The organism is Streptomyces specialis, assembly GCF_001493375.1.
Taxonomy (GTDB): Bacteria; Actinomycetota; Actinomycetes; order Streptomycetales; family Streptomycetaceae; genus Streptomyces; species Streptomyces specialis.
The window spans coordinates 199,137-221,108 of sequence record NZ_LN929838.1; the positions used below are offsets into that span (position 1 = coordinate 199,137).

The window sequence follows — 21,972 nt, forward strand, 5'->3', positions numbered from 1 at the left end:
CGCCGGGGTGGCGTAGCCGCCGTTGTGGTGGAGGTGCGGGCCGCCGGTGGCGTGGCCCCCGCCCGAGACGACCTCCCCGACCACCAGGAGGCGATCCCCGACGGGCCGTCGCGGCGTCACGCGGGCGGTGGGCCAGGCCGGCACGCCCGCCAGCAGCGAAGCCCACCCGCGTCGGGCCGCCGGTCCACCCCGGCGAACCGGTCGGGGCCGCTGCGCGCGAACCGCTCCGCCGGCGCTGCGTCGGCGTCGGCGTGGATGTGACGGCGATCCGGTCGGCGCCCCGGACGGCCGGTGCCGGCGACGCCGTGCCTCTCTCGCCTGCCGAAATGGTCCGGTGTCGGCGGCGGTAGGGGACGCGGACCGTGCCCTTGGCGGCACTGATCCCCACCATGGCCGTGTACGGACTGATACTCGTCATCGCATGGGGTTTCATCATCCTCGCCGTCAAAGACGTCGTCCCGGTCACCCGGGGACTCCGAGCGGTGCTGGGCGGGCCGGCCATGCTGAGATACGCCTCGCTCCTCCTGTGCACGCGAGGGCGGTTGCCGTGGCGGCTCGGGAGCTTCCTCCACCGCTGCTACCGGCACGGGCTGTTACGCGCCGCGGGCGGCGCCTACCAGTTCCGCCACCGGGAGTTGCAGGAGCATCTCGCGACCCGGCCCCACCCACCCGGCCTCTGAGGTCGGATTCCTCCCAGGCCAGGCGGTCGTCGCGGCTGCCCGGCCGGGGCCGGCCGACCAGCACCACCAAGCGGAAGCGAGGCTGTCACGACCGTCGGTGCACGACGCCGAGGTGGTCGCGGTGCCGGACCCGTACCTGGGCAAGCGGATCCGCGCCTACCTCATCCCCCGCCCCGGGGCGGGAGCGCCCCTCGGGGCGGCGATCCGCCGCTTCCCGCGCGAACGCGGCCTGGCCGCCTACAAGATCGGCCTGGTGGAGTGCGTCCGGTCCTTCCCCACCACGGGCGTCGGCAAAGTGTCCAAGAAGCACCTGCGCGCCGTGCGCAACGGCCCTGCACCGGCGACCGCCCACCCCCCGCCCCCCCCCCGCCCCCGCCCGCCCCCCCCCCACCCCCCCCCGCCGCCCCCCCCCCCCCCCCCCCTCGCCGCTGATGGCACTGCCCCCGTCGGGCCCCACGCCATGCCCACCGCCGCCGGAATGCCGCGCGACCGCGTCGTGTGGACCGTGGGGTCGCGGCCGTCACCGACGCCGTCGGGGGTGGCGGGAACCTCACTGGCTGACGCGGCGTCATACACGTTGCCGGGCGGTCGGTTCCGGTTCCGGTTCGTTTCCCCGCCGCCCTTCCGGTCGGCCGGGAGGCCCTCTGCACGGGCGCGTCATGACGACACAGCCGAACGAACACCAGGAGCGCATCATGGCACTTCCCCTGATCGCGGCGGCCGGAGCAGCCTTCAAGATCGCCAAGAGTGTGTACGAGTGGACGCAGAAGACCCCCCAGGGCAGAGCGACGATGGCCAGCGCCGGCCTGCTCGCTGCCTACCAGCACACGAAGGCCCACCCGAATGACTCGCTGAACGGGCACCACATCGGCGAGGCGAGCAAGAGATTCGGCCAGGACGTGGTGAACCCGACCGTCAGCAGCCTCTACCAGCACATCCGCAAGGACCTCACGTAATCAGCGCACGCCGGGCGGCGGCACCTCACGGCAGGCTCGTGGAGTGCCGCCGCGCGGCGAGGACGGCCCGTTCACGAATCGGCCCCTTCCGAGCCCCGGTTCCGCCTCCAGGATCCGGCCGTCCGGGGACTTCGGCGGGGGCGGGTCGTCCACGGGCCGGAATGCGGCGGGTGGTGTCCGAGCGGGCTCGGACTCCTGGCTCCTCGCGATGCTTGACGATCACCGTTTCTCGCTGCTCGACATCAGTGGCGTCACCGCACCCGATGGGTCCTCTCGCTCGAACGTTCACCTGACGAGTGGCGATCGAGCGGATCACGGAAGCAGTGCGAATCGCTCACCGTCGGCGCGGACACCCCGATCCGCCGGATGGATGCCGGTACCCGACAGGACCAACTGCCGGACGACGGATGCCGGTACTGGGCGCGCGGGGCGGATGAACTTGCCGGAAGGAAAACGAGGGAGGTCTCATGGACGATCCGGGGAAGGCGACCGATCAGCCACCGCCCGCGGAAGTGCGCAACGTCCTGCGAGGCAGTGTGACCGGACCTGTCGTGCAGGCGGGCACCATTCACGGCGACGTCTCCATACGTTCGGGGCCTCCGGCCGCGTCCCAGGCGGAGGCGCCCGCCGGGTTGTCGCGGCTGCCCCGCAGGCCGATCGACGTGTTGTGGGGGCGCGATCAGGTTCTCGCGGGAATCTCACGCCTGCTGGATACCGTCGACGGGACCACGCTGGGAGCCGCGGTCGTCGGCTTGGCGGGCACGGGGAAGACCGAACTGGCCCTGCACGCGGCCCACAGGTCAGCGCGGCGCACGATCTGGTGGGTCTCGGCGGAGAATCCCGAGGCGGTGCTCCGGGATCTCGCCTCCCTCGCCTACCGGCTGATACCGGAAATCCGCGACTGGAACTCCCTGACGGCCGCCGCGGACTGGGCCGTGGAGTGGCTGCGATCGCACGACGACTGGCTGCTCGTCCTGGACAACGTCGAGGACCGTGAGAGCGTCGCCGAACTCGTGGCCCGATGCGGCAAGGGCCCCATTCTTGTGACGAGCCGGTGGGATCTCAACTGGGACCGGATCGGCCTGGTCAAGATCCCGTTGCCGGTTCTGGCCCGGCCGGACAGCGTCCGATTCCTGCTCGCGGAGACCCGGGTGGACGACGCGGACGCCGCGGAGCGGTTGGCCCAGCGCATCGGTGACCTCCCCCTGATGCTGGACCAGGCATGCGCCCACATCCGTGAACAGGACCTCACTTTCGACGAATACACCGACCTGCTGAACGCACAACCGCGGAAGCTGCTCGCCTCCGCGGCCTGGAGCGACATCCACCGATCGAGCGCCGCCCGGACATTCGGACTCAGTCTCGACGCTGTGGCCTCCAAGCGGCCGAGTGCTGTGGACCTGCTGGGCGTTGTCTGCTGCTTCGCCCCAGACTCCGTACCCAGACGGTTCTTGCGGACCCAGGCACAGGAACCGATCGAACTCCGCGAGGACATCGGCATTCTCCGCGCTTATTCACTGATCACCGCGACCAGGGACGAACTCGGGGTTCACCGGCTGCTCTGGGAGTACGTACGGGCCTCTCTCACGGTCGAGCCCCGGGTGACAGCGGCGGCTCTCCTGCGCCGGGCTCTGCCCGGCCCAGACCTCGCCGATGTGACGAACTGGGCCCGATGGGCGGAACTCGTGGATCACGTGGACGCTCTTGACCCGCTGATCACCGGGGCCGGAGTCCGGCAGGCATCACTGGACCTGGCCGACTGCGCACACCGTGTTGGAGAGTTCCTGCTCTCCCAGGGGTGGCTGAAAGGCTCCCGACGGTTGCTGAGCCGCGCGGTCGGAGAACGCACACAATGGCTCGGTCCCGACGCCCCGGACACTCTGGCCGCTCGACACCGGCTCGGCGAAGCCGTGCGCGGGACCGGCAACCTGGACGAGGCCCTTGCCATCCACAGCGCCGTCCTGCGAACGCGTGAACAAACACTCGGCTCCGACCATCAGCAGACACTCCGGACCAGGGAAGCCCAGGCGATCACCAAGAACGCGATGGGCCGACTGGACGAAGCCATCGAGGAACACAAGGCGATCCACCGCGCCCGGGTGGCGGCACTCGGCGAGGACCACCCAGACACGATCTGGTCCTTGCACAACCTGGCGATCACCTACAAGAACAACAACCAGTTCGAGTCCGCTATCGCACTGCATGAACTCGTCCGCGCCAAACGCACCGCCATCTTCGGCGCGGACCACCCGGACACACTCCGGTCACTGCACAACATCGCGAACACCTATCACCACGCCGGCCGCTACGCCGACGCGATCACCGCTCAGGAGCGCAGTGTCACCGAGCGGATTCACCACCTGGGTCCTCACCACCGGGACACCCTCCGCTCACAGTCCAACCTGGCCGACCACTACCTGGCAGCCGGCCGGATCGAGGACGCGATCGGCCTTCACCGATCGACATTGCGGCAGCGTGAGACCGTGCTGGGCGCCGACGAGCCCGACACCGTCTGGTCGCGCGGACAGTTGGACAAGGCACTGGCGGCACGCAACGGTCCCGTCCCCACCGATGCCTCGCCGATGCCTTCACAGCCCGAACAGTGAGGGCGCGTCGTCGGATACGGCATGACGACTGCCGGTACTGAGGAACAGACGGCGACCACTGCGGTGAAGCCGTGGCGGACGTCCGGGGCATTCCGCCGGACGGCGGTGTCACGGATTGGGCACGGGGACTGCCGCGGTTGAAGGGCGAACTGTACGCTGGCCGCCACCCCCTCCATCCACGGATGCTCCATCACTTCCGCACGAGATGTTCGTGATGTCAGCTGTCTCTTTTTCACATCTGACGCTGCCGACGAAGAGGATAGTGGAGATCTCGGTGGCCGGCGGACCTTGTAAACACAAACGAGTACAGGGCAGGGGGATGTCGGAGGGGAGGGTGTCATGACGTCGGTTCAGCCGGTCGTCGGGCCTGCCGAGGATCTGTTCCTCCGGCTCGGGCCGTCCCGCAGGTGGTACGTGATGGCCATAGCCTTGTGGGTCGGCGCGTTCGTACTGCTCTTCGCCTACGGATACGGCGAGAAGACCCGACTGGATGACGCGGCGGCCGGCTTCGCGCGCGCCGACCAGGGCGGTGAGCTGGAATTCCGGGTCGCGGCCGGACAGGGCGGCACCTGGGCGTTCTGGCTGGAGACCGAACCTGGCACCGAACGCCTTCCTCTGGTCCAGACCATGCTCGACCAAGGAGAGCCGCGCCCGGTCCTCGTGACGGTCACGGACGAACGCGGCACTGAGGTGCCGGTCGAACCGGGCACCGCCTTCGAACATCGCACCGCCACGGACACCGGCTGGCGGGAAGGCTGGGCGGTCGGCGAGGCGGAACTCTCGCCCGGCGCCTACCGCTTGACGCTCCCGGAGTACGACGACTGGTCGGACGGCGGGGACTCCCTGGCCGGTCTCGCGGCGGCGCCCGCCCCGGCCGGCCAGCCGCTGTGGCCGCTGGCCGCCGCCGCGGGCGGCGCTCTGCTGGGCCTGCTGACCGCGCTGGTAACGGTGCGTCGGCGGACCCGGGCCACGGAACGCGCGGCGGCAGGGCAGTGACCGGCCGCGACGCGGCCCGAACGGCGGGCCGGACGCCTGCGGCCAGAACATCGGAGACCGGCGCCGCGTGCGCCGGTGTCATGGATACCCGGGGTGGGAGGGCACACGACGATGGATGATCAGCCCGATCTCGTTTTCGCGTCCGAGAGCGAACTCGGCGCACGGGTCAGGCGGGGCGACTCCGCCGCCTCCGAGGAACTGGCCAGCCGGCAGCGGATGGACCCGCATCTGGAGCGCATGCGGCTGGCCGAGGAGCGCCGGTCGGCCGCCGTGCGGGTGGCGAACGCCCAACTGCTGTGGAACCTGTTCCTGCTGGCGCTGCCGGTGCTGGCGCTGATCACGGTGATCCAGGGCCTGGCCGAAGGCACCGAGTGGCTGGCCGAACAGTCAGTACTGGCACCGCTGTTTCCGGCTCCCGGCGACTCCCCGGCCCGTTATCTGCTGTCCGTCTCCACCTTGCTGCTGCTGATCCCCGGCAGCCTGGCCGTGCTGGCGGTCCGGCTGGGCTCCACCCGGCTGCGCGTCCCCGCCCGGCTGGTCCTCGTCCCAGCCGCCACCCTGCTGGTCCCGGTGATCCTCTTCGTCACCCAGTCCACCACCACCGCCGACCTGATGAGGTTGCCCGGATGAGCGCGCTGGACGATGCGATCACGGCGCTGCGCCGCCCCCGCACGCTGGTCACCGTGGCGCTGGCGGTCGGCGGCGGACTGCTGCTGATCCTGGGCTCGCTGCTTCCCTGGATCGGCGGGCCGGACGCCGGCGAGGTGGTCTACGGGGCGAACGAGCACGGGCTCGGCTCCCGCGCCGGACTGGCCGGCGGCGACGGCCTGATCACCCTGGCCGCCGGCATCGTGACGGTGCCCGCCGGGCTGTGGTACCTGACCGGCCGCGCCGCCCGCCGCAGCCGGATGACTCTGCTGGGCACCGGGGCGCTGGCCGGCGCCTGGGCGCTGCTACACCTGGCCGAGACCGGGAGGATGCCCGGCTCGGACGGCGCCACCCTGGACATCTCCCCGGGCGTCGGCCTGTATCTGCTGGCGGTCGGCGCGCTCGCGGGGCTGGCCGGTGGGGCGGCGGCGCCCGGCAACCGGCTGTGGGACCTGATCGCGCTGCGTCGCCGGGTGCTGCGGCTGTGGGACCGAGGTGTCGGCTTCGAAGCGGCCGAACTGCAGCAGAAGTTGCTGCGCCGGATGCGCCGCACGCCCGGCCTGGAGGGCCGCGCGCTGGTGATCGAGACGCTGCACCTCGCGGGCCTGTACGTGGACTGCGGGCTGCCGCAGCGCGGGACGGAGCTGGTGCTGCGCACCATGGCGGACGCCCCGGCGGTGCTGGGGGACGACGAGGAGGCGCTGGCCGACGCGCGGGCGCTGGCCGACCACACCTTGGCGCTGGCCCAGTCGGTGTCCCAGCGGCACATGGTCATGGGCGCGGGCGGCTCCCTGCCGATGCAGACGCCGCCGCAGCCTGGGCCGTACTCGCGGTACTACCCACAACAGGGGTTCGGGCCTCCACAGCAATGAGCGGCGCGGGCGGTGTCGCCGGTGGATGTCGCTGTCCTCGTCCAGGGAACAGACCGGGATGCCGCCGTCCAGGGCGAGGTCGGTCGGGCCCGAGGGCGCGAGGGTGGTGTCCTCGGCCGACGGACGGGCGGCGTCGGCAAGACCGCGCCGGCCATCGATGTCGCCGCACTGGCACGTCACCGCGGCTGGTTCCCGGGCGGGACGCCATTCGAAGGTCCGCGTGGATTCAGCGCGGACGAACCACTGGATCACGGGACCGTAGCCCGTCAGCCGGCCCGTCAGCCGCTGGGCGCGCTGGGGAGGCTGGGGGCATGGTCGCGATGGAGATCCCGCTTCTCAGCCTCCGTGTTGAGCGCTCACTGTCTGTAGCGTTGCGGTCGGCCTGCCCGGGTTCGGCGCCGAGCGGCCGGTCCGGATCGGGTACGCCCGGCAATCGGGCATGAGACGCGTCCGTGCATGGTGTGCTTCACATGCGCCAGGCGATACGGATGCTGTTGCCCGGGCGCGTGGGGTGACTCGGTGTCTCATCGACGGCTCCACTCGCCGGCTGGTCACCGCGATGGCCAACGACCGCCGCCGCCTCGGCGTCAACCATGTCGGTCCCTTCCGGCTACGCCTCCGGGCCGGGCGGCGGGCCGCCGGGGCCCGGCCAGCGCACGGGTTGGTCGCCGCCCTGGACGGCGAAGACCGTGCCGGAGTCGCGGGCGGTGTTGGCCTGCTCCAGGTGTGCGCGGACGACCCCTCCGTAGTCGTCCGGGCGTGCGCCCCGTGCCTCCCCGACCAGGCGCGCGAGTGGCTCCCGGCAGGACGGTTCCCGGTGGAGCAGGGCCTGGAGTTCCACGGCCCAGGAGCCGAGGAGCGCCCGCCGCACGTCCTCGGGGGCGGCGGCCCCCTCGACCAGCGCGGCGTGGTGGTCGAGCTGGGCCGTGACCTGGGCCCGGCGCCGTCGGCCGGTTCGGCCGAAGAGGCCGGCGACGCCGTTCCGCGTGGTCTGCCACAGGTCCGTGGCCATGGCCGCGACCAGGGCCGCCGCTCCGGCTCCGGCCAGCGCGGCCAGTTCGTCGTCCACGAAAGCCCCTTCCTCTGCCTCGTCTAGGTTGTGCGTCCGGTGTCGTGGATGTGCTGGGTCCCGTTCTGCGTGGCGTAGACGACGCCGCGTCCTGACGCCTTGTTGACCATCTTCGAGCGGCTCGCCGGGCGGTCCCCCTTTCCCGGCTCAACGGCACCGTTCGAGGCTGCCCCCTCCGGGATGGGCTCGCGGGGCGGGAGCGCGGGTGCCCCGGGCAGGTGGAGCCACGCGTCCGCCGTGTACTCCTTGACCGCGACCGTGACCCGCCGGAACGTGTCGGGGTCGATGCCCGGGTAGCCGTGCCGCACGGTCTCGTCGTAGACGTGCTGCGAGACGAGGAGCGACACCGGCACCGACTCGGGCGCCTCGGCCAGGGCGTCCCGGGCCGGGCGGGCGTCGAGCAGCCGGGCGAGCACCTCCAACGGCCCTCCGACCGCGGCCCCGGTCCGGCCGAGCCGGACGTCCCCGGCGTGCAGCGCCACTCTGGCGCGGATCCGCGTCGACCGCGCGGCCGTCCGGTTGTGCGCGTGCAGCCGAACCGCGAGCTCGTGGATGAGCGGATGGATCAGTCCGGCCTTGGGCACCCCGGCCGGCGCGATGATCCGAACGCCGTCTCCGAGGTCGTCGAACCGGCACGCCCGCTGGTCGATCCCGCTCTCCCGCAGGGCCTCCCGAAGCACCGCCAGGAGCACCTCACGGATGCGCAGCAAGGCCACGTCCCCCCGGCCGGCCGAGCGTTCGATGTCGACGGCCACCATCGCCCGGTACTCCAACATCGCGTCCACGTCCATGCGTTCCTCCCGGCGGGTGACGTCCCCGCCCGCGACTACCACTGTGCACGGGTCGTACCCCGGCGATCCCGTACCAGTACGGGATCCGCCGAAGGCGTTCACGGCCGCGGGCCGGCGGGAGCCACGACGGGGAAGGCGACGGGTCGCACACTGGTGTCGTGACGCATCGTGGGGACGGAATGAGCGGGGCGGGCGGTGACTGACAGCGATCCGCGCCCGGGCAGGGCCGGGCGGTGGCCCCGCGAGGCGTGGGCCTGGCCGTCGGCGAGCCTGCTCGGCGGGCTCCCGCCGGCGGCCCGCGACCGGCTGCTCGGGCTGGGCGCCCTGACGCGTTACCCGGTCGGGCGGGTGCTGATGCGCGAGGCGGAGGAGACCACGTTCGTGCTGATCCTCCTCGACGGGGTGGTCAAGGCGACCGGGCGCACCCACGACAACCGGGACGCGCTCCTGGCCGTCCGGATGGGCGGTGACCTGGTCGGCGAGTTCGCGGCGGTCGACGGGCGGCCCCGTTCCGCGACGGTGACGACGTGTGGGCCGGTCGTCGCCCGCGTCGTCACCCGCGGCGACTTCCTCCACTGCACGCGGCACGACCCGCGGATCGCCCAGGCGGTCGACGAGTCGATCGTCGCGAAGCTGCGGGTCGCGACCACCCACCGCATCGACTTCACCGGCTGCGACGCCCCGACCCGGCTGGCGCGAGTGCTCTACCAGATCACCATGACCTACGGGGAGCGCGTCGGCGCGGGGGCGGTCATCCGCTGGCCGATCACCCAGCCGGAGCTCGCCACGCTCGCCGGCACGGCGGAGCCCACCGTGCACAAGGCGCTGCGCAGGCTTCGTGACGAAGGTGTGGTGTCCACCGGCTATCGCACCTTCCGGGTCGAGAATCTCGCGGAGTTGCGTGCACTCGCCTTCGACTAGCGCCGGTGCGAGGAGGAGCGGCGGAAACCGTCGAACGACGGTTTTCCGGCGCGAGCGGGTCACTAGCGTGGCGGCCGGCCGGCCTCCCGGGCGGGCGGGAGGCGTTGACGTCTCGCAGTCGGGCCGAGGACAGACGACGGAGCGACAGGGGGAGCCATGTCAGACGCGGACGGCAGCACCTCGGCAGCGGGCGATCCGCGCACGGTGCACCGGATCGACATCGGCGGCAGCGCCACCGGCCCCGTGATAGCGGGCAACCACAACTTGGTCGTCGACGCGCAGCACGGCTCGCGGGTGACCGTGCTGGGGGGTCCCGAACGGCCGCGCCCCCGGCGCAGGCCGCGGGTCGAGTTGCTGCCCCGACGGCTGTCGGAGCCGGTGGGCCGGGAGGACGTGACGAAGGCGCTGGCGGCGGCCGTCCGCGCCGGCGGCCCGGCTCAGCTCTGGGGGCCGCCCGGGATCGGCAAGACCACGCTGTTACGGCACGTGGCGCGGCTGCTGCCGCCCGGCCCGGACGGGGTGGTGTTCGTCAGCGGCGCTCATCGCGATGTCGTGGACCTCGCTCAGGAGGTCTTCGAGGCGTGCTATGAGGCTCCTGGATACGCTCCGACGCGGGCCGAGTTGCGGCGGCTGATGGCCGGTGTGCGGGTGACGGCGTACGTGGACGACGCCAACCTGACCTCCGGTCAGTTGACGGAGCTGATGGACGCGGCCCCCGACGCGACGTTCGTCTTCGCCAGCGACGAGCGATCGCTGTGGGGCGACGGCACGGCGCTGCGGCTGGACGGCCTGGCGCAGGCGGCTGGACTTGAGCTGCTGGCCCGGGAGTTGGGCGGTCCGCTGCCGGAGGGGGAACGCGACGTCGCCGTGGCCCTGTGGCGGGCCGCATCCGGACTGCCGTTGCCGCTGCTCCGGGCGGCGGCGGTGGCGCGTTCCGACCCGGCGGGCGACGACCGGCTGCCACGTCCCGGCGAGGTCGCGGCTCTGCTCCCGATGTTGCTCGACCAACTGGCGGCCGACGCGGCGGCGATGGGGGTGCTGCACCTGCTGGCGACCCTCGACGGGGCCGAGGTGGCGCCCACGCACGTCGGGGTGCTGGCGGGGGTGGCGGAACCCGAGGCCGTGTGCGACCGCCTGGTACGCCTGGGGCTGGCGCGGGCCGGGGAGCACGGCTACGGCTCCGTCGCCGACACGGTGCCGGTGCTGCGCCGGCGTTTCCCCGCTCCCTACTCGGCCGAACGGCTGTGTGGCTACTTCACCTCGTGGGCGTCGCTACGGGCGACCACGCCGCCGGACCTGGCGGCTCACGGCCGACTGCTGCAGAAGGTGGCCGAACTGGCCGAGTCGGCCAAGCGCCCGGACCTGGCGGTGCGGCTCGCGCGCGCCGCGTCGCCGGGACTGGCCCGTGCGCTGCGGTTCGGCGTGTGGGGGCAGTTGCTCGGCCGTGGATGGTCCGCGTCCCGCGCCGCCGGCGACCGGCGGGCCGAGGCGTACTTCCTCCACGAGGAGGCCATCCGGGCCCTGCTGCTTGGCAGGCGTGTCGCGTACGCGGCGCTGCTGGCCCAGTCGGCGTGGCTCGGGTACGAACTGGGCGCCGGAGACGGCGGGAGTGCGGGCGTCACGGCCGCCGACCCGAGCAGTGGGCACGCAGGCGGGGCACCGGACAGCCCGGGCGGGGACATGGGGGCCGACGCGAGTGGCGGGCAACCCGACTTCGACATCGATGGCTACACGGCGGACAACGGCCTCGGGCCCGCAGGCCCCCGCGCTCCGGCCGACCACGGCTCCACGGCCCCGTCGCCGGACACGACCGGCGGCGACGGCTCCTGGGGCGGCGCCCCGCACGACGGCGGCGGCAGCGCATCGGCCATCCCCGGCGACGGCGGGACGTCCGGCGGCGCACCGCCCCCACCGGGCGGCGACGCGGGCGGGCTCGCCGCGCCTCCGTCCGGTGCTGCCGGCGGCTCCTGGGGTGGCGGGGCGACAGCCTCGTCCGGCGGCGCGGCAGCCGGCGCGGGTGCGAGCGCCGTGGTCGCGTCCATCGTCGCCCTGGTCGTCGCCTGCGCGCTCGTCGTCGGTCTGGGATACGCCATCAGCACCGCCAACCGGGACGAGGGGTCGCCGACGGGAGGCGGTGTCGATGAGGCGGTGCCGACCCCGACGTTCTCCTTCTCCCTCCCGGCCGAGCTGACGGAAGGCCCGACCGAAACCGACCCCTTCTCGAATCCGCCGGGGTGTGATCAGCGGTACGACGCGCAGCAGGCTTACAGCGAGACGATGTCGAACGCGCCGGTCACGAATCCCGCTCATGATCAGGTGTGGGCGGCAGCCGAGAATCAGTTCGCCGAGGACCTGGCGGCAGCGGCCCAAGCAGCGACCGACCCGGCGATCAGGTCCGCGATCGAGGAGGAGGCTTCCGACACGGCCGCTCTCGCGGCGGCGATAGCCAACGGTGACCTGACCGCCATGGATCGGTATATAGACGAGCAGTACGAAGACGCGACCACGCTTACGGATCTTTGCTACGGCTGATGCCCGTCGGATTGGCCTCTGCGCCGACGAGTACGTCACCTGCGGCTGGTCGGCATCGCCCCGGGTCGAACGGCCGCAGGGTAGCCGCAGAACAAAGGAGGGACCATCGTGCCACCGCCATCCGCGTCAGGCGACGAGTACACCATCCGGATCGGCGGCAACGCGTCCGGCCCCGTCGTCGCCGGCCACGACAACCACGTCGAGGTGCACCACCCCGCACCCGGACCGCAGCCGGAGCCCGTGCCGTCGACGCAGACCAACACGGCGAAGGACCACGGCACCGTCTACGCCGTCACCCACGGCGACATGCACATCCACCACGACGGTTCGGCTCCGGCCTGAGGCCGGCTCATCGCCGGGGGCACGACACCCGACGGACGTCCGGCGGTACCGAGCCCCCGTTGCCGCTCCGCGTGAGGTCACCGTGCAGGAGTTTGCGCTGGTCTGCTCGAATGTTTGGCGTTTGCCTCGTTCGAGGTCCGCTCGAGCCGGATTCCGGAAAAGCAGGGGCGGCCTTCTCCAGCGGAGCCAACGGTCATGGTGAGAGGCTGGGGCTGAAGGCTGTCCCCCACCGGACCGATCCCTGTTCGAAGGCTCCACGGGGCCGGACCGAAGCCGGGTTTGGCGAGGTGGACGCGTTCCTCGCTCGGTCTCGCCCAACGCGGCCACCCACGCGGCGGTGGTGAGCGATGATCGGCCCGCGTTGCGGGGCGCCTGCACAGCATGCCCTGTCGCCGGTTGGGCACCTACCCGAAGCCGCGTGTTCTCAGCTTGGGCACGCCGGTATGCTCCTCCGGCAGTCCTGATGATCGCGCGGGAAGGACGAACCCTCCCGCCCTGGTCGTCGCCGGGCCGGTCTTGCGCGGTGCTCAGTCGTCAAGGTCGTGGTCCAGTTTGGTGAGGTCCCGGGGGACGAGGGTGGTGCTGTCGACCAGTTCCCGCAGCAGGTTGTGCATCAGGGTGGCGTCGCACGCGGTGTCGTCCTCGTCGCGCATCAGCCTGGTGCGCACCCGGCCGCTGTGGTGCAGCCGGCTGCGGACGGCGCCGACCCGTTCCTCGATCTTGTGCTTGGTCCAGCCGTACTCGTTACCGCGCTCCTTGTCCCAGTGCCCTCCGGCGGTACCGCGGCGGAGGGCCACGGGACGGCCGGAGGGCGTCGAGCTGGATCGTAGGAGGCGCGCCACGGGAGGGGTCCCGCGACGGAGGGAAGCCCGGGCGGTGACGGCGAACGCCTCTGGGCACCAGGCGGTGCCGGGCCTGAGCGGTCTCGGTCACCAGGACGCGGGCCGGTTGGTCACGGACGTGCCCGTCCTCGCTCCAGCGCCACCGGCTCGCGGCCCGTCAGTTCGCTTCGGTCGCGCGGTCGGCCAGTTCTCCGAAACAGGGGATGGCCGTGACGCCGGTCAGCCCGGACAGCGGGAGCTGTCCGGTCCGGCCACGGACACCGCCCGCCTTTCGCGAATCCGCCAGGACTCCTGACCGACGCCTTGGTGCACGTGTCCGCCACGGCGAACCGGCGAACGGGCCGACGGCTCTTCCCCCGCCGGGAGGACGGGCGCGCGGTCAGGAGTGCTGCCGGGCGGCCCAGGCGGCGCTGTCCGCGCTGTAGCGGACCAGGAGCCGGGCGAACCGGGTGCGTTCGGCCGGGTCCCAGCTGGCGGTGATCTCCTCGAACACCCGCCGCTGGGCGGCGGCGAAGCGCCGGCGCTCGGCCTCTCCGGCGTCGGTGAGTTCGAGAACGGTGCGCCGGCCGTCCTGTTGCGAGGCGGCCCGGCGGATCAGGCCGTCGTCGATCGCGGCGGCTGCGGCCCGGCTGGCGACCGGTTGACTGACGTTCATCTCGGCGGCCAGGGCGCCCACGGTGATCTCGCCGTCGTGGTCGCCGACGATGTTCAGCACCAGATTCCGGGTGAGACCGCCGGGTCCGCTCGTGGTGCGGCGCCGCAGCCGGGAGATCGCCGGTCCCACCTCGTCGAGGACGGAACGCTCCGGCGGAACGGACGGCGTGGTGGGCATGGGACCAGCTTACCGTACCGTTGCATACCATTAAGCATTTAGATGCTGCGTGCTATATGCTTGCGAGGACTCCAGCGGAAACGAGGTGCGTCATGACGGCGACTGCCATCACGGGGGCCAGGCTGTTCGACGGCATCGGCGCCCGCGCGCCGGCCACCGTGCTCATCGACGAGGGGCGGATCGTCTCCGTCGGCGGACCGGTTCCGGAGGGAGCCGAGGTGGTCGACGGATCGGGCGGCACCCTGCTGCCGGGGCTGATCGACGCCCACGTCCACACCAGCCCCCGAGCCTTGGCGCTGGCCCTGGCGTTCGGCGTGACGACCGAGCTGGAAATGCAGGGCACTCACACCCGCGACGAGCGCCGGCACATCAGCGACGACGACGCCTTGGCCGACGTGCGCTCCTGCGGGTTCGCCATCACGCCGCCCGGAGGGCACCCCAGCGAGCTGTTCCCCGAGGGCTCGCGCCCCGGACCGCCGCCCGGCGCCCGGCCCGCGGGCGAGCCGCCCCTCATGCCGTTCTCCACCACGCCCGAGGAGGCCATGGCGTTCGTCCCGCGGCTGATCGCCCGCGGTGCGGACTACATCAAGTTCATGGTCGACGACGGCACGGTGGAAGGCCACCCCGGTCTGCCCATGCTCGACCAGGCGACCCTGAGCGCGGGCGTGGCCGAGGCCAAGCGGCACGGCATGATCACGATCGCCCACGCCCTCACCCTGGACGCCGCCTACATGGCCATCGAGGCGGGCGTCGACGGCCTGGCCCACGTCTTCATGGACCAGCCCCACACCGAGGAAGTCGTCTCCCTGCTCAGGGACTCGGACACGTTCGTCGTCCCCTGCGTCGTCCTGAACGCGTCCATGATGGGCCTCACCGGAGACGAACTCGCCGACGACCCCCGCGTCGCCTCCCGGCTGGACGACGACTGGATGACCACCCTGCGTTCCAGCTTCGGCCACTACCCCCAGGGCAAGCTCTCCCACGTCCTGGACACCGTGCGTGCCCTGCACGACGCCGGCGTCGACATCCTCGCCGGCACCGACGCCTCCGTTCCCCTGCCGTTCCTCGGCGGCCTGGCCCACGGCGCCAGCGTCCACCACGAGCTCCAGTACCTCACCCGCGCCGGCCTGACCCCGTCGCAGGCCCTGCGCGCGGCCACCTCCACCACCGCCCGCCGCTTCGGCCTCACCGACCGCGGTCGCATCGCCGAGGGCCTGCGCGCCGACCTCCTCCTCGTGGACGGCGACCCCACCACCACCATCTCCGACACTCTCAACACGCGCGCCGTCTGGCGCCGCGGCACCCGTCTGGAAGCCCGGGAGGAAGCACCGTGACGGAAGAGCGGCCCTCGTTCATCGACCTCGGCGGCAGCGGCCGGAGTCTCGACATCGCCATCGTGGTGGCCCCGGGGTTCATGCCCGTGGACATCGTCGGCCTGCACACCGTGCTCGGCGTCCTCCCCGGCGTGAAGGTGCACCTCGTCTGGAAGGACAAGGACGAGATCATCGGCTTCCCGGCCTTCCCCACGCGCGCCACCGCGACGTTCGACGAGACGCCGGCGGACCTGGACGTCCTCTACGCCGGTGCCGTACCGGCCGAGATACTGGAGGACCCGCAGACCCTGGAGTTCCTCGCCGACCGCGGAAGCCGCGCGGGCTGGGTGGCCGGCACCTGCGCCGGATCGCTGCTCATGGGAGCGGCCGGACTCCTGAACGGCTACCGCGCCACGACGAATTTCCACGCCGTGGACCAGCTTCGCTACTACGGCGCCGTCCCGTCACCGGGCGCGGTCGTCGAGGACCGCAACCGCATCACGTCCGGTCCGGCCACGGGCAGCTTCGAGATCGCGCTGCGGCTTGTCCAGGCGTTCTTCGGCGACGAGGTCGCGCGCCACTCGGAACTGGCCTGCGAGTACGACCCCACTCCCCTGTTCGGGGTGGGACGTCCCGAACTGGCCGGGCCCGACCTGACCCGGGCCGCCCTGGACATGGCGGTCGCGATCAACAGGCCCTACCTCGACGTCGCGAAGCGGGCCGCCGCCAGGCTGGGGATCGACGTCGACGCTGACTGACCCCCGCCGCAGCCTTCACCACGCCGTCCGGACCGCCCCGGCCGCGCGGACGGTGGGGGTGCCCGCCCGGCGGTACCGGCCGTCCTCGTCAACGGCGCCACGGCAGGGGCCCGTGTGTGTGACCGGCGGAACAGCGGCTCGCCGGCGGGTGGCCCCGGACCGGGCCCGTGGCCGGGCCGGTCACCGGGGACGCGGCCATCTGGCGGTGGGGAATGGCACGACCGCGTCCCGCGGGAGTCGTGCACCGGCTACCCACGGTCTCGCCGGGAACGCCGGCGGTAGCACCGGAACGGACCTCGGCGCCCCTGGATCACCCTGCCGATACGGGACAGTGCGCCGAACTCGAAGGCGCCGCTGACCATGTTGCGGACCTTGGTTAGGAGCAGCGGTCGCGCGGCCGGCCCGGAACGCACACCGATGCGGGACGGCACAGAGCGCGTCGAGGAACCCGACGGTGGCGGCGAGCTGTCCGGCGGCGGCTTCGTCCTGTTCGCCGGTGAGCGTGGTGGTGGCGTTCCAGTGGCGTCGGCACCGGTGCGGCCGGCGCGGGCCGCGCGTCCGCGTACGTCGGCATCTTCCGGAGGTGCGGCGCCGGGCCCGGTGGCCAGGCCGCCGGCGTGCTCATCGGCCGGGCCATCGGGTCGCGGTCCGCCGTGTCCAGCCTGTTCGCGACGCGTGGGCGGGTCTTCCGGATGATCGGCACGGTCCGGCGCCGGGATGCTCCCGGTGTGGGTGGCAGTGCGGGGCGGCGGGGCGCGCGGCGTCTCCCCGGTCGGCGTGCTCGCGGGTCGAGCGCGCCGACTGCCTCACACACCGATGATCGGCCGGCAGCCCCGGCCGTACCCGCGGACCAGCGCGGGGACGTCAACCTCGGCGGAAGAGGCGGCGCTTGGGCCGCGGTGCGGTGTCCTTGGCCGGTGGCACGTACTCCTGAACGTGCACCTGCTCCGCCGTGGTGATCCGGACCAGCGCCCGATCGTGCTCGTAAGCACCCCTCACCTCCACCAGCCATGATCCGTCGGAGGCCCGGAAGACGCCCCGGCCGACCGTCTCGCCACGACCCCGGCGGAAAACTTGGGGAACGTACTCCATGGCCAGCTTCCTGGCACGGGCGTCGGCGGCAGCCTGGTCGCCCTCCACCGGGATCGTCCTGGTGAGCTGCCAGCGGTGGATGTCGACGTTGACGCTGATCACTTCCTCGACGAGGACCACACGCCGAACAGCCTCGGGCACCGCGTCACTGGTCACGACCGCAACCTAACGCCTGGCCCGTCACAGATGAAGTCCCCCGCCCGTCCCACCGATGACGACCTCCGGCGACGACGTACCGCCAGGCGATCGACCTCCTTGTGCGCCCGGTGCGGATGTCGCAGGACGGGGCGCTGTGGAGCGCTGTTCCGCCCGGTCGCGCTCGGGGAAACGCACACGCGGACCGGCTCGGGACCGGTCCCGTCGCCGGGCGGGTAGCTCTGCGTGCTCGGGTCCGGGGAGGGGCGAGAGGGGCTCGGGATGGTCGGCACGCGGGACCGCGCTGGGCGTGGTCGTGGTCATCGTGGTGGGGGTGGCGGCGATCGCCGTCGTGCTGACGGGGTCGTCCGGGTCATCCGGTTCGTGCGGGGAAGGGGCCGCTCCGGCCGGAGCGCGGCGGTGGTGAGGCCGGTCGTGACCCGTCCCGAGTGCTTCGCTCTACGGTCGGACGCGCGGTGCCTCGCGGGTCCGGCAACGGCTCTGTGGCCGGGACGCCGAGGCCGGTCCGAGTGAGGAGGACGATCCTGTGAAACTCATTCTGTTGTCCCTGTCCCGGCGTCGCGGGCGGCTGTCGCTGGCGGTTGCCGCTCTCGCGGCGCTGCTGGCCGTGCTGGTGGCGCCGGTGTCGGCGGAGGCCGGTGGTGTGGAGGTCACTCCTGCCGCCGCCGCGGTCACCGCCAGTACCAGCGACGCGAACGTGCCGGCGAACGTGGTGGACGGCGACCTCGGCACGCGGTGGTCGGGCGAGGGCGACGGCGCCTGGCTGCAACTGGACCTCGGCTCGTCCGTGACCGTCAGCGAGGTCAAGCTCGCCGTGTACAAGGGCACCACCCGCCAGAACGTCTTCGAGATCCAGTACTGGGACGGATCGCGCTGGGTCACCGTCTACGACGGCGCCAGCAGTGGCGCGACGACGGGCCTGGAGTCGTTCGCGTTCGAGCCCGTGCAGACCTCGAAGATCCGCTACCTGGGCCACGGCTACGACGGCGAGGGCGAAGGCGACTGGAACAGCCTGACCGAGGTCGAGATCTGGTCGGGCACCAGCGGAGGCGGAGGCGGCGCCGAGGTCCCGGCCGACGTCCTGGACCTGAGCGACTGGAAGGTGACGCTGCCCATCGGCGACGAGGAGGACCCGACCGAGATCTTCCAGCCCGACCTCGACAGCTACTCCCACGACCCCTACTTCACGGTCACCGACTCCGGCGACGCGGTGCGGTTCCGCGCGCCCGTCAACGGCGTCACCACCGGCGGCTCCAGCTATCCGCGCTCGGAGCTGCGGGAGATGGAGAGCGGCGGCGGGGACGAGATCGAGTGGTCCTCGACCTCCGGCACGCACACCATGACGGTCCGCGAGGCGTTCACCCACCTGCCCGAGGACAAGCCGCACGTCGTCGGTGCCCAGATCCACGGCGGCGACGACGACGTCACCGCGCTGCGCCTGGAGGGCTCCGACCTCTGGATCACCGACGGCGACACCGCCCACCACCACCTGGTCACCGACGACTACCAGCTCGGCACGGTCCTCGAACTCACCTACGTCGTCAGCGGCGGCGAGATCGAGGTGTACGTCAACGGCGCACTGGAGACCACCCTCGACCACTCCGACTCCACCAACTACTTCAAGACCGGCGCCTACACCCAGGCCAACTGCGGCAACTCCTCCCCCTGCGACGACGACAACTACGGCGAGGTGGAGATCCACGCGCTGAACGTCACCCACGACGGTGACAGCACGGGAACCGACCAGACGCAGGCCGCCGTTCGGCACGGCTGGGGCGAACCGCTGCCGGTGTCCGACGAGTTCGACTACACCGGTGCCGTCGACCCCGACAAGTGGGCGGTACCGTCGGGCACCGTCGGCGGCACGGCCGGATGCTGGGAAGGGCACGACGGGAACGGCCGCCGGTGCGCGAAGAACAGCACGGTCGCGGACGGCATCCTCACCATGCGCGGTGAGGAGAACGGCGACACCGGATGGCTCCGGCAGAGGTACGACACCCAGTACGGCCGCTGGGAGATCCGCTCCCGGTCCAGCAACACCGGGACGAGCGGCGGGCTTTACCACCCGCTGCACCTGATATGGCCCACCGCGGGCGACCGGCTCGAGAACGGGGAGTACGACTGGGTCGAGTACTCGAACCCCGACGCGCAGTGTCTCACGGCGTTCCTGCACTACCCGCAGAGCCCGTCGGACGAGAAGGAACGCCGTGACCTCTGCCCCCTGGACATGACGCAGTGGCACAACTACGCGTTCGAGTGGACTCCGGACGGGCTGGTCGGCTACGTCGACGGCGTCGAGTGGTTCCGGCTGTCGGGCGGCGCCAACGAGGACCGCGGGGACATCCAGGCGATGCCCTCGGGGCATCTCAACATCCAGCTCGACAACTTCACCGGTGACGGCGGCCTGCGCCCCGCCGTCTTCGAGGTCGACTGGGTCCGCGTCTACGAGTAGGGGCCATAAACGCGGAAGCAGGCGCGTCGGCGCCACGAACACAACCTCCTCACCCCGCGGTTCTCCCTGTTCCAATGCGTCCTCCCGGGCCGACGCGTCATGATGGTTCCGGTGCACGCCCGCCGCGTCCGGCGACTCCGGTGCGGGCCACGGCGATCCGGTATGCCGCACGCGGCACGGGGAGGGAGAACGGCGGTGGTGGCGCTACATCCGGGCGACCCCTCGGTCATCGGTCCCTACCGGCTGCTGGGGCGGCTGGGCCAGGGCGGAATGGGGCGGGTGTTCCTGGGACGCTCGTACAGCGGACGGATGGTCGCGGTGAAGGTCCCGCACCGTGAGCTGGCCCAGGAGCCCGACTTCAGGCGGCGGTTCCGGGCGGAGTTCGAGGCGGCACGCCGCGTCGGCGGGACGTGGACGGCACCGGTGCTGGACCACGACATCACGTCCGACGTGCCCTGGATCGCCACGGGTTACGTGCCCGGACCGCCGCTGCGCGAGGTCGTGGACGCGTTGCACGGGCCGCTGCCGGAGCACACGGTGTGGGCGCTGGCGCACGGCCTGGCGAGCGCGCTGCTGGAGATCCACGGCCGCGGGTTGATCCACCGTGACCTGAAGCCGTCGAACGTGATGGTGACGCTGGAGGGCCCGAAGGTCATCGACTTCGGCATCGCGCGAGCGGTGGACGCCAGCGTGCTGACGCGGCCGGACGGGATGGTCGGCTCCCCCGGGTACATGCCGCCCGAGCAGATCAAGGGCGAGGAACTGACGGGCGCGGTGGACGTGTTCGCCATGGGCGCGGTGCTGGCGTACGCGGCCACCGGGATGTCCCCCTTCTCGTGGGACGGGGCGCAGGCTCACACCGTGATGTACCGGGTGCTGTACGAGCCGCCCCACCTCGGCCCGGAGGACGGACCGCTCAAGGGGGACCTGCGGACCATCGTGCTCCACTGCCTGGCGAAGAACCCGGACGACCGGCTGGCCGTCCTCGCCGGCATCCCGCCGTTCGCGGGGAAACGTGCCGGTGCCGACCACTGGCTGCCGCCGGCGCTCACGGCACGGCTGGGGCAGGTCGCGGCGGACCTGCTCGCGTTCGACGGTCCCGAGGCCGACCGGCCGCCCTCCTCGTGGGGGCCCCGGCTGCCGTCGGCGACGGACCAGCGGCCCGCCCCGCCCCCTCCTTCCGGGGCGGCGGTGCGGGCCGTCCCGCACAGTCGGACCACACAGATCCCGGACACGTTCGAGCACGCGCAGGGGTGGGCGGCGGGGAGGAGAACCCGCAGGCGGCCGGGTCCGGCGAGAGCACCGGCGACCACGCGGACGGCGACACCGGACAGGCCCCACTGGCCGACCTGGTACCGCAGGAGGTACGCGACGCCGGCGGCCTCACCGTGCACGCCGGCACCGCGCACGACCCGGTCATCTTCGCGCCGGAGGGGGACGACGAGCTGACCGGTTTCGAGGTGGACCTCGTCGAGGCGATCGGGGAGCGCCTCGGCGTGGCCGTCACCTTCGACCAGGCCGCCACCACGACAGCCGCCGCCGAGGCGGCCGTTCTGGAGAGCGACGACACCGCCTGGCACATCGCGGTGGGCAACTTCGTGGACAACGAGGACCAACGCGACGCGCTGGGCGTGGACTTCGTCAATCACTTCGTGGACGGCTGGGCCGTGGTGAGCGAGGACCCGAAGCGCTCCGGGGACCTGGACGACCTGTGCGGCCTGAGCGTCATCCTCTACGCGAACAGCCCGACGGAGGACGCGGTACGCGAAGACGTCGAGGACTGTACCCAGCGGGCCGAGATCCTGCCGGCCACCACCAAGGACGAGATGGCGGAGGCGATCCGCGAAGGGGAGGCCGACGTGGCGGTGCTCGTCTACACCCAGGCGGCCTACTACGTCGCGGAGAACCCGGAGGCCGGACTGAGCGTCAGCTTCTCCGAGGACGAACGGGGTTCGCGGGGCATCGCGGTCCCGGGCGGGCAGATCGAGCTGCGTGAGGCCGTCTTCGAGGCGATGAGCGCGCTCATCAGCGACGGCACTTACGGCGAACTGCTGCGGCGGTGGCACATCGAGAACGCGGCCCTCACCGCGCCCGACGTCAACCGGGGGAGCTGA

19 protein-coding genes and 1 pseudogene are annotated in these 21,972 nt (G+C 72.2%); 15 read left to right on the top strand and 5 right to left on the bottom strand.

The features are described 5' to 3' along the window. Nucleotides 1-362: 362 nt before the first annotated feature. The 7 genes and pseudogenes from BN2279_RS27515 (at nt 363) to BN2279_RS08800 (ending at nt 6,758) form a co-directional block, all read left to right on the top strand. Nucleotides 363-680 (top strand): hypothetical protein, encoded by a 318-nt coding sequence (locus BN2279_RS27515; RefSeq protein WP_079031995.1) that lies wholly within the window; start codon nt 363-365, stop codon nt 678-680. 82 nt (nt 681-762) lie between these two features. Then, nucleotides 763-1,017 (top strand): annotated as a pseudogene (locus BN2279_RS30475) (AMP-binding enzyme); the annotation flags it as partial. Between the two features lie 358 nt (nt 1,018-1,375). Beyond that, nucleotides 1,376-1,636 carry a hypothetical protein gene (locus tag BN2279_RS30480; protein WP_234347630.1) on the top strand — a complete coding sequence of 87 codons (261 nt, stop codon included), beginning with the start codon at nt 1,376-1,378 and terminating at the stop codon, nt 1,634-1,636. A 467-nt stretch (nt 1,637-2,103) separates the two neighbouring features. Continuing rightward, a complete protein-coding gene (fxsT, locus tag BN2279_RS08785; protein ID WP_059008136.1) occupies nt 2,104-4,242 on the top strand; it encodes an FxSxx-COOH system tetratricopeptide repeat protein in 2,139 nt (712 codons plus the stop codon). Between the two features lie 339 nt (nt 4,243-4,581). After that, nucleotides 4,582-5,238 carry a hypothetical protein gene (locus BN2279_RS08790; RefSeq protein ID WP_059008138.1) on the top strand — a complete coding sequence of 219 codons (657 nt, stop codon included), beginning with the start codon at nt 4,582-4,584 and terminating at the stop codon, nt 5,236-5,238. A gap of 111 nt (nt 5,239-5,349) precedes the next feature. After that, the gene (locus BN2279_RS08795) at nt 5,350-5,868 is read left to right on the top strand and encodes a hypothetical protein (protein WP_059008140.1); all 519 of its coding nucleotides are present in this window, start codon (nt 5,350-5,352) and stop codon (nt 5,866-5,868) included. Then, nucleotides 5,865-6,758, top strand: coding sequence for a hypothetical protein (locus tag BN2279_RS08800; RefSeq protein WP_059008142.1), 894 nt, complete (start codon nt 5,865-5,867; stop codon nt 6,756-6,758). Before BN2279_RS08795 ends, BN2279_RS08800 begins: the two co-directional genes overlap by 4 nt. Before the next feature lie 610 nt (nt 6,759-7,368). Here BN2279_RS08800 and BN2279_RS08805 read toward each other — a convergent pair. Together BN2279_RS08805 and BN2279_RS08810 are read right to left on the bottom strand one after the other, a co-directional pair. Next, nucleotides 7,369-7,827, bottom strand: coding sequence for a hypothetical protein (locus BN2279_RS08805; RefSeq protein WP_059008144.1), 459 nt, complete (start codon nt 7,825-7,827; stop codon nt 7,369-7,371). 23 nt (nt 7,828-7,850) lie between these two features. Beyond that, complete coding sequence (locus BN2279_RS08810; RefSeq protein ID WP_079031996.1) at nt 7,851-8,618, bottom strand: hypothetical protein; 768 nt, start codon at nt 8,616-8,618, stop codon at nt 7,851-7,853. 195 nt (nt 8,619-8,813) lie between these two features. On the opposite strand from BN2279_RS08810, the gene BN2279_RS08815 reads away from it, so the two are divergent. The 3 genes from BN2279_RS08815 to BN2279_RS08825 all read left to right on the top strand — a co-directional run bounded on the left by BN2279_RS08815 (nt 8,814) and on the right by BN2279_RS08825 (nt 12,413). Beyond that, complete coding sequence (locus tag BN2279_RS08815) at nt 8,814-9,539, top strand: Crp/Fnr family transcriptional regulator (RefSeq protein ID WP_059008146.1); 726 nt, start codon at nt 8,814-8,816, stop codon at nt 9,537-9,539. Between the two features lie 156 nt (nt 9,540-9,695). After that, on the top strand, nt 9,696-12,071 hold the full coding sequence (locus BN2279_RS08820; protein ID WP_059008148.1) for an ATP-binding protein: 2,376 nt from the start codon (nt 9,696-9,698) through the stop codon (nt 12,069-12,071). A gap of 108 nt (nt 12,072-12,179) precedes the next feature. Then, a complete protein-coding gene (locus BN2279_RS08825) occupies nt 12,180-12,413 on the top strand; it encodes a hypothetical protein (protein ID WP_234347634.1) in 234 nt (77 codons plus the stop codon). Nucleotides 12,414-12,940: 527 nt separating this feature from the next. On the opposite strand, the gene BN2279_RS08830 is transcribed toward BN2279_RS08825, so the two are convergent. Beyond that, a complete protein-coding gene (locus BN2279_RS08830; protein ID WP_059008153.1) occupies nt 12,941-13,210 on the bottom strand; it encodes a hypothetical protein in 270 nt (89 codons plus the stop codon). 424 nt (nt 13,211-13,634) lie between these two features. Next, a complete protein-coding gene (locus tag BN2279_RS08835) occupies nt 13,635-14,087 on the bottom strand; it encodes a MarR family winged helix-turn-helix transcriptional regulator (protein WP_059008155.1) in 453 nt (150 codons plus the stop codon). Nucleotides 14,088-14,179: 92 nt separating this feature from the next. On the opposite strand from BN2279_RS08835, the gene BN2279_RS08840 reads away from it, so the two are divergent. Together BN2279_RS08840 and BN2279_RS08845 are read left to right on the top strand one after the other, a co-directional pair. Further along, nucleotides 14,180-15,421 carry a metal-dependent hydrolase family protein gene (locus BN2279_RS08840; RefSeq protein ID WP_059008156.1) on the top strand — a complete coding sequence of 414 codons (1,242 nt, stop codon included), beginning with the start codon at nt 14,180-14,182 and terminating at the stop codon, nt 15,419-15,421. Then, nucleotides 15,418-16,158: a DJ-1/PfpI family protein gene (locus tag BN2279_RS08845; RefSeq protein ID WP_234347635.1), complete on the top strand. Its 741-nt coding sequence runs from the start codon at nt 15,418-15,420 to the stop codon at nt 16,156-16,158. The genes BN2279_RS08840 and BN2279_RS08845 overlap by 4 nt, the downstream gene beginning before the upstream one ends. An 864-nt stretch (nt 16,159-17,022) precedes the next feature. Here the strand turns inward: BN2279_RS08845 and BN2279_RS08850 are convergent. Further along, on the bottom strand, nt 17,023-17,406 hold the full coding sequence (locus tag BN2279_RS08850) for a hypothetical protein (protein WP_159037160.1): 384 nt from the start codon (nt 17,404-17,406) through the stop codon (nt 17,023-17,025). A 526-nt stretch (nt 17,407-17,932) separates the two neighbouring features. On the opposite strand from BN2279_RS08850, the gene BN2279_RS27525 reads away from it, so the two are divergent. From BN2279_RS27525 to BN2279_RS29255, 3 genes are all read left to right on the top strand, one after another. Further along, nucleotides 17,933-19,858 carry a polysaccharide lyase family 7 protein gene (locus tag BN2279_RS27525; protein ID WP_234347636.1) on the top strand — a complete coding sequence of 642 codons (1,926 nt, stop codon included), beginning with the start codon at nt 17,933-17,935 and terminating at the stop codon, nt 19,856-19,858. 198 nt (nt 19,859-20,056) lie between these two features. Next, entirely contained in the window at nt 20,057-21,307 is a 1,251-nt protein-coding gene (locus BN2279_RS08860; protein WP_234347637.1) for a serine/threonine-protein kinase, read from the top strand. Continuing rightward, nucleotides 21,247-21,972 (top strand): substrate-binding periplasmic protein, encoded by a 726-nt coding sequence (locus BN2279_RS29255; protein WP_059008162.1) that lies wholly within the window; start codon nt 21,247-21,249, stop codon nt 21,970-21,972. The genes BN2279_RS08860 and BN2279_RS29255 overlap by 61 nt, the downstream gene beginning before the upstream one ends.